2 protein-coding genes are annotated in these 403 nt (G+C 62.3%); both read right to left on the reverse strand.

Annotation, left to right across the window (positions count from 1 at the left end; genetic code table 11):
- Nucleotides 1-141 (reverse strand): LysR family transcriptional regulator (locus AC066S_RS39800; protein WP_478272063.1); only part of this gene is annotated, 141 nt, incomplete at its 3' end.
- Between the two features lie 69 nt (nt 142-210).
- Nucleotides 211-403, reverse strand: a 193-nt coding sequence (locus AC066S_RS39805; RefSeq protein ID WP_478272062.1) for an efflux RND transporter permease subunit, incomplete at its 5' end; no start/stop codon positions are given.

The following is a 403-nucleotide window of genomic DNA, read 5'->3' on the forward strand; positions in this document are numbered from 1 at the left end:
GAGCTGAACGCCCAGCTCTTCTTCCAGTTCCCTGATGGCGCGTGACAGCGGCGATTGCTCGATGTGCAGGCGTTCGGCCGCGCGGGCGAAGTGAAGTTCTTCGGCGACCGCCAGAAAGTATCGGAGGTGACGCAATTCCATGAGTCAATGTCCCTGTGAAACTTGAAGGTGTCTGTTGTGGTGCCGTAACGGCGTTCATCGCTGTTCCTTTCAAGTGGTTGCGCCCTCGTGTGCTGGCTCTGCCGTGACATCCTCCTCCTGCTCATCCGGGCGATGGGCCAGCCGGTACAGAATCGGCAGCACCAGCAGCGTCAGCACGGTGGAAGACAAGATGCCGCCGATCACCACGGTGGCCAACGGCCGCTGCACTTCCGCGCCGGTGCCCGTGGCGATGGCCATCGGG

It is taken from the genome of Bradyrhizobium sp. CFUWI (assembly GCF_056429085.1).